Origin of the sequence: Skermanella aerolata KACC 11604 (assembly GCF_000936425.1) — a bacterium.
GTDB classification, from domain to species: Bacteria; Pseudomonadota; Alphaproteobacteria; order Azospirillales; family Azospirillaceae; genus Skermanella; species Skermanella aerolata.
The window spans coordinates 1-7,465 of record NZ_AVFK01000106.1; the positions used below are offsets into that span (position 1 = coordinate 1).

The following is a 7,465-nucleotide window of genomic DNA, read 5'->3' on the forward strand; positions in this document are numbered from 1 at the left end:
GCCTCGGAAACCTCCATGGACGCCGGCAGAAGGTTGAATGCCTTCGCCAACTGCCCGGCAACATGCAGCAGCGCGAACGATGTGGCCGCCCGGATCAGGGCGCTGTCGGCGCCCGGTCCGGCGAGCTTCCGCGCGGCCTGGTTGACGCTCTCGCGCAATCTGTCAGGGTCGCGGTGCATGCCCTCGTCGATCAGCGCCTTGACGAAGGCCGGGCCGGCATGGCCGTGGTTCCGGCAGGCGGCATCGATGGCATTCAGCACGCCCTGTTCCGCATTCCGGTTGACGCTGGTCACGTCGATGTCGGGGAAGCGGACGGGCATACCGGTGGCCCACTGGCCGCCATCGCCACGCACCTTCTCCTCCAGGGAGCATTCGCCTGACAGGATCGCGAAGGTGTTCCAGGCGTAGGGGGTCTTGAGCTTCGCCCCCGCCGTCATGCGGGCTTTTCCGACGCCGCCGGCGATGCTGTAGATCAGGCGGCCGATCACCTTCCCATCGGCATGAGCCATTTCGTCTAAGGCCAGCACGGTCCCGTTCGCCCGCTGGGCCAGCCCCTCGACCGCGTTCTCGGTTGCCCGCATGGACTGGAGAAGGCCGTTCCCGATCTTCGTTGACGACCAGGACGAAACCGCCAGCCGTTGCGCCGTCGTCTTGCCGGCCGATGTCATGCCTGACAGGTTGATCCCGCACGCCTCCATGCCGGCAAGTTCGAGGACCGGTCCGGCGAAGCCGCCGATGATACCGAGATGCCAGTGCGGGCAGTTGTCCGCCTTGACCACCGTCTCGATTGCCGCGCGCCAGTCGTCGAACGTGCCGGCCGCAGCCGGGACGGAGAGCCGGGCGCCAGCTGACAGTTCCAGGTTCTGCCCGTCCGGCAAGCCGGTCACTGCGCCGCCTGGATCGACGAAGACGGGGGCGTCCGCCGTCAGGCGATGCCAACCCGGCCGAGAGACGACGACCATCTCCTGCGTCGGTTTGGCGGCCTTCAGCATGGCGACCACGATGGCTTCACCATCAGCCTCGACGCGAAGGCCGGCCTCGAACAGCGCGGCCTTGATCTCGACCCCATTCATGCGCCCCAGGTCGGCGCGATCGAAGTCCACCAGCCGGGGCTGACCGCCCATGTCCTGAACGGCGACCCGCAGACCGTAGGCGTCGTCCTGGTCGGCATGGCGCAGCATCGCGATCACCCCAACGGGCGAGGAAACGGGGGTTGTTGTTTCCGTGCCCGAGTTGTTCCTGGTGATCTTGTGTATCCAGATATCGCCGTCCGGCATGCGCCGGTAGCACAGGCACGTGCCCCCAAGCGCCGGCAGCGGATAGGCTGTCGCGATATCGTCCAGTTCGGCGGCATGCTCCTTGTCGGCATCGGCCGCAGCCGCCTCGTCTTCGGACAGTTCGAAAGGTTCTGCCGCCTCCATGCCGGCCCGCACCGCATCCATGCCGTCACGCCGGAAGATGTCGAGCCAGTCCGCCTTTTCACCGGCCGCACCCGGCAGGGCGATCGAAACCGAAACGCGATCGCGCAGGTTCGACCCCAACTTGCGGGCCGCGATCTCGCCGCGCCGGCTGGCCGGCTTGATCAGGGTGCCCTTCTCGTCGCGATCGGCCGCGACGGTGATGTGCTTGGTTGCCGGCCATGGCTGGAATGCCTCAACCCCGACAGCGGAAATCGCCGCGGCGACCGCCACCGCCCTGGCTTCGATCTCTTTCCGCATGGCGAACGCCACGGCGGCACCGGTCTCGATGCCTTCGCACACGATGATGCGCGGCGCCGTCGCCGGATCGCCCCATAGCACCGACCTGCCGGCCGTGCTGACGCCATCGGATGCGCGCACCGACTTCTTCGGGTCGCGACCGCCAAGATCAGCCTTCCCCTGACCGTCAGGCGCGACGTAGATCCGGAAGGCATGGCGGCGGTTCATGGCGTCGATCATCTCGAACACCGCGCATGGGAACGTGCCCACCAGCTTCGGCTTCGCGCCGGCAGCGGCGGGCGGATCGAAGTACGGCAGCGCCTTGTGGCCGACAGCCCGCGTGTGAAGCGCCGACATCTCCGCCACCTCGATCCCAAGCCGGAAGGCGAGATACTTTCGCGGCAACGTGTCGTCGCGGTCCTCCACCGGCGCCGACAGGAGACTATCGGCATCCTGCTTCTGACCGCGCGGACCGCCGCTGCCTTCCTCGATCAGGTCGGTGCAGCCGATGATTTCGGCCACGCGGATCTTGGCCTTCTCGAAGTCGATGATCTCGCAAGCCGACACCACGTCGAAGATGCTGTGAGATCCACCCTCATCAGGCCGAGTACCGATACAGGTGCAGAAGGCGCACTCATTGTCGGCATCCCAGCGCCAGTCATCCTTGCCGCCATGATCGGGATATGGGCAGTCGATATGGCCGCGACCGCCCCGCCAGTCGATGCCGACGGCGCTCAGGACGTCGAGTTCATGGCCGGCGACCGCTTTCTTGATCGCGTCGGTTCTGACGTACCGCGCGCCGGTCATTTCTTGACCTCAAGCATCTTCCAGAGCGACCCTGATTCGTACCAGGAGCCGTTGTCGAAGGCGTCACACCACTCTCGACGGACGGCGCGCCGGTCGTAGTAGTAGGGCCGAAGATTGCTGCTGGATGGATGTTTCTCGAACTGTGAGAAGAAGCTCGTCACATCAGCAGCAATCGGCAGCAGCCCCTTCAGAGTTGCAGCGACAACATCTTCGTCAATGTCGTAATTGACGAGTGCGTCGAGCGCCGTGACGATCTTTTCGCACCGCCGCCTCTTGAGGAATATAGCCTGACGTTCGCCTGTGATGGCGTCGGCCAGTTCGTTGAACCGGCGAATGTTGTCCGCGTGATCTTCGGGGGTTGAGGGAGTGGACGTCATAGGCTGGCCCCCTCAAGTCCTTTCAGCCATGCCCGAAGGGGTTCGAGCGGCACCAGGACGCGTCGCCCGATCCTGACGACCTTGATGTCGCCGGCATGCACCAGCTCATTGAACTTCGTCCGGCCGATGCCGACGAGCTTTATCGCTTCATCGCGACTGATGTTCAGGGGGTGCTGGAATTGAGTATTCATGGCCCTCTCCTCTCGGGATTCGCCGGAGAACGTCATGTTCTGCCGAGCGCATCCTGAGAGTTGGCCGGGGGCGCGGCCGCAGTCACTAGAAGGACCTATAGAGGAATTTTATTGTGATCCACTTCGATCCCATATCCGATGCTCGACCGCCTTCTTCAATACGAAGTCTCCATAATCACTCCACGCCTTCACGACAGTAGCCTTGGAGGTGACCCGCTTCTCTTTCACGGTCTTTATCGCCTCCTCGACGTCCCCACGCTGCGGCTTGGGGCCAATCATCTGCGCGACCTCCAGGGCGATCTTCATGTTGCGATCCACGGTTTTCTTTTTGGAGAAATGGGAGCGTTCACCCGGCGTTGATGATCGAAGGCCAAGCCGCTGTTCGAGGGATGGGTGACATGGAGGAGACCCAGGGACGGCATCGCGATACATGTCATCAAGATACGCGCTCAAGCCGTGGCCGAATTTTTGAATAATGCCAAGAGGGACCATGACATCCCGGTTGGGGTCTTGATCTTCATCCAGCAATTCGGCATCGCAAATGGCGACTAACGCCTCAAAGTCCGACGTCATGTCGTCTGGATCTTCTTGCGACTTCCTGAGAAAAATATCGATGTATTTTTCAGCGTGCTCAGGGCTGGCTTCCTCGTATTCATCAAGTATCTGCTGTGCTGATTTGTATGCATGCATCGTCGGTATTCCCTTCAGGCTGGACCGCTGAAGGGACAGGCGTACCCCGCCGTCGTGCATGTTTTCAACGGCCGGCAGGGAATCACGGCGGTCCTGCCCAGCCCCCGACGAAGGATGGGGGATGACGCCTGGACGGCAACGAAAATCCTGAAATCCCAATTTTTTTCGGGGCGGGGGGGGGGTTAAAGGAAGTCGGTTTCAGATTTCGGGGGTCGGGTCGCGGCTGAAGGGGACTGTAATCGTCGGCCCGGATGGGACCCGCTGCGTCGAGGGTAGTGGGTGGGCGATCGATCGGCGCCTTGGGGCCGTAGGGAGCCTGCTGGATGTGTCCTGGTCATCCTGCCGCCCTTCCTTTACGTCCATAACCCGGGGCATCATGAAACAGGCTGAAGCCGATCAAGCCAAGGCTGATCAGGTTCGCATGGCGCGGGACGTGACCATGATGTTCGATGAGCTAAAGGCACTGGCCGATCGTCATGCCGAGCTGCACACTGACCGGGCGCGACTACAGACCGAGATGGAGCAGGCGCGGCTGCCATGGTGGCGACGCCTTTTCAGATAGCGACCAAGAGAGAACCGATGTTAAAATATAAAAAACGGAGGATTGAATAAAGTGGATGTGACAGCAGTTGCAAGCGGTAAAAAAGACAACAATGGTGTTGAACTATATGACGTCATAGACGATGGCTCTGTGGTGGATACCCTTCCATACAAAGATGCTTGGGCAGAAGTATACAGAAGGAAGTTGAATAAATATAAAGACGAAAGATACAGAAAAATTGTTGAGCAGAATGAGCAAGAGGAAAGAGAAGCTAATATTGCAAAGAAGTCAGGTAATAATCTTACTTGATGTTTTTTCTTAGAATGACTGTGACGGCCAAAATCGTCACAGCTGTCACGTTTAGCCGGTGACGTACAGAGTCTTGGCAGGGACAGCGAGGAACTGAGCTTTCCAAGGTCCACGACCGAACAGAACGACGTTCAGGTTATCGCTCTTCCAGGTGATGATCAGACGCCTCTCGCTCCGGTCGGCTTGCTGATCATTGGACGCTCCTCGTCCGAGTCGGCTTCCGTTCGAAGCTTTTCCATAAAAAATTTTCTGCGGCAGATAGCGAACCTCTCGCCGGTTAGCCTTCTGGATATTGCACTGCAAAAATAGGTAGTGGCATTCAGAAAATGCGCCGATCGTAGTTACGGAGCCATCTTTTGAGGCTTCGTTTATCCATCTAGAGCGCTTAAACGTAGAAGAAGCCGATAAACGCGTCAGAGTATTTTTCTGTTTTTTCTAAAGAAAACGGAGAGTCCGTTTAACTTTTACTTCAAAACTCTTTTACAAACGGAATGTCCGTGTAAGATTTACAAAGTAATGATTTACTGTAACAGTTACAGTAGATTGATCGCAGAAAAATTTTTCCTTGACATCGGCTTCCAATATCACGCAACGGCATAGCCATATATTGTTTTTCTAGATTTTGGACTTGTGTCGCCGGCGGGTACGAGCAAGAATTGGGGGAGGCTGATGCGGAGGCTCCGTATCTTCCAGCTTCCAAGAAGTTCCAGCTTCAAGGGGCAAGATACGGAGCCGCCACATCATGCTCATGAAGATCACGAAACTGGGCCTTTGAAGCGCGGTTCGCGATACATGGAGCTACCATCCAGTATCGTATCGCATTTCGGAGGTCCGCTACAAGGAGACCGACGATGTCCGCATACGGTCCCATGGCTCTAGGCCATGATCCGCTTCTCTCTAGCCTTCTGATCGCTGCGTCCGTCGCGGCGGTCAGTGAAGTCGTTAAGGCGCTGACCAAACGCGTCTTGAATCGATGGGTTCCGGAGCCGCGACTGGCTCGTCCTGAACCAGAATTCATCCTGTAATCCTGTAGGCTATTTGGTTGGGAGGGGCTGGTGCCGGTTCCTCCCGCCATACTGGTTGAGTCGGCCATCGGCCGAAGCCTTTTCCGTAAAACCGCTTCGCCGATCGGCAAGGACGATATCGCTTCGAATAGGTTCGCCGGCGATTCGGACGGGACCCGTCAACGCGACTGCAAAGAATGGTCAGCATGAGCGTGACCGACAGGCGGACCGCCGCCGAGGACGATCAGGCGGCCGGACGGCCACCACAGGGCGACGACATGCCCCTGGTGCCGGCCATGGCGCCGGCGGTTCAGTCTACCAGTAGACTATGGGCCAGTTTCAGGCGACGGAATCAGGCTCGACCACCCGTACCGGCGGCACGGCCTTGGCCGCTTCCTGCCGCTTCACCAGATCACCGACCCACCCGACATGCGGATTGATGGCATACCGACCGGGCCGGAGCTTCAACACCGCCCCTATCTCCGTCAATCGGGCCATGGCGCGGTAAACTTCCTTCGGGTTGGTATCCGCATCGTCGGCCAGACGATGGCAACTCGCCATGATTTCCTTATGCTCAGTGTCATATCGGATGTGGCTAATCGCAGCGTTCCACACCCGTAATGTCAAGGCGGGCTTCTCGCCGCGATTGATCGCCTTCAACACAAGCCGCTGCTGGTCGGGGTTCAGCATTACAAAACTCCAAGGCTCCGGTGGGGCGAAGCGACCCAACACATCAGCCAGATCATCCCGCGTCTCCTGCTTCAGGCCGGGCATGTCGAGGGCGAGTTGAATGCTTTCACAGAGTATGTCGTAGCGCTTGGGGCGCATCCGCGTGACCTTCGCCGCCATCGGCTTTTCCCCTGTGGATGACCTGTGCAATGAGTGTCGCTACAGACACCATAAATCAAAAAATGGTGTCGCTACAGACACCCCTTCTTAGAAATATAAGATTTCTACCCCCTCTACGGCCCCCCCCGCCGTGCGCTGTTCGGTGGATATCGGCCCTGCCGGCAGGTCGGGCTGGAGCGGAAGGGGACTGAAAGTACCGGCCTGGATGGGACCCGCGACGTCGATGGCAGGGGCGGTGGCCGGTCACATCCCGCTACGACGTCCTGCCGATCGACACCGCCAAGGCGGCAGGCGAGAATGTCCGTGGTCGGGGAGAGGCGGCGCGCAAGCTGTCGGCTTGACGGCATGAGCGATGCTGCTGAAGTGGAAGCCGCCGATGTGGACGGCGTCTTGGCGGAGGGGTGGATGACGACGGACAACGAGACGCGCCAGTCGCTCGAAACGGAATACCGGAAGTTCAAGGCGGACCCGGAACTGATACACAATCTGGTGATGCATCAACGGATACTGGAGACGTGGGAACGGTCCAGTCCGAAGATGTACGCCCGACTGAAGAAAGCGGGGACGCTGGAGATGACAGCGTTCGTGAGCCAGCAACGGATGTGGGCGGAGAGGGACCTGTTGGAGAGAGCGGGGATGCCGCCGACCGACGCGAGGGAGGAAGCGGAGAAGGGCTGGCTGATGCTGGAACCGGAGGACGATCCGGACGAGGAAAAGGTGGAGGACGAGGAAGACTACGCGTGGCCAGCGGCGGATCTGGAGAAGATGAGGGCGGAAGCCGAAGCGGCCAAAGCCCTCGCTGTTCTCCAAGCCAAGCTGTCCGGGTCGCAGTTCAAAACCGGCTTCGATCCAGAAATCCTCCAGGCCGGCATCACACTGGCGGGATACCACATCGAGAAGGGTGCGCGCTCCTTCACGGCATACACCCGCGCCATGATCGATGACATGGGCGATAGCGTCCGGCCGTTCCTCAAGTCATGGTATCTGGGGGTCCGCTTCG

General features: G+C 59.8%; 8 protein-coding genes. 3 read left to right on the forward strand and 5 right to left on the reverse strand.

Features of this window, described 5'->3' with window-relative positions:
- From N826_RS37950 to N826_RS37965, 4 genes are all read right to left on the reverse strand, one after another.
- Positions 1–2,504, reverse strand: a 2,504-nt coding sequence (locus N826_RS37950) for a DUF927 domain-containing protein (protein WP_044437679.1), incomplete at its 3' end; no start/stop codon positions are given.
- Positions 2,501–2,881: a hypothetical protein gene (locus N826_RS37955; protein WP_044437680.1), complete on the reverse strand. Its 381-nt coding sequence runs from the start codon at positions 2,879–2,881 to the stop codon at positions 2,501–2,503. The genes N826_RS37950 and N826_RS37955, both read right to left, overlap by 4 nt.
- On the reverse strand, positions 2,878–3,072 hold the full coding sequence (locus N826_RS37960; protein WP_044437681.1) for an excisionase family DNA-binding protein: 195 nt from the start codon (positions 3,070–3,072) through the stop codon (positions 2,878–2,880). The genes N826_RS37955 and N826_RS37960 overlap by 4 nt, the downstream gene beginning before the upstream one ends.
- A gap of 108 nt (positions 3,073–3,180) precedes the next feature.
- Complete coding sequence (locus N826_RS37965; RefSeq protein WP_147041306.1) at positions 3,181–3,921, reverse strand: hypothetical protein; 741 nt, start codon at positions 3,919–3,921, stop codon at positions 3,181–3,183.
- Positions 3,922–4,138: 217 nt separating this feature from the next.
- Between N826_RS37965 and N826_RS37970 the strand changes: the two genes are divergently transcribed.
- Both N826_RS37970 and N826_RS43995 read left to right on the forward strand, forming a co-directional pair.
- Positions 4,139–4,324: a hypothetical protein gene (locus tag N826_RS37970; protein ID WP_044437683.1), complete on the forward strand. Its 186-nt coding sequence runs from the start codon at positions 4,139–4,141 to the stop codon at positions 4,322–4,324.
- Between the two features lie 51 nt (positions 4,325–4,375).
- Positions 4,376–4,612, forward strand: coding sequence for a hypothetical protein (locus N826_RS43995; protein WP_147041307.1), 237 nt, complete (start codon positions 4,376–4,378; stop codon positions 4,610–4,612).
- 1,343 nt (positions 4,613–5,955) lie between these two features.
- Here N826_RS43995 and N826_RS37975 read toward each other — a convergent pair.
- Entirely contained in the window at positions 5,956–6,465 is a 510-nt protein-coding gene (locus tag N826_RS37975; protein ID WP_044437684.1) for a hypothetical protein, read from the reverse strand.
- 345 nt (positions 6,466–6,810) lie between these two features.
- On the opposite strand from N826_RS37975, the gene N826_RS37980 reads away from it, so the two are divergent.
- Positions 6,811–7,465 (forward strand): hypothetical protein (locus tag N826_RS37980; RefSeq protein ID WP_044437685.1); only part of this gene is annotated, 655 nt, incomplete at its 3' end.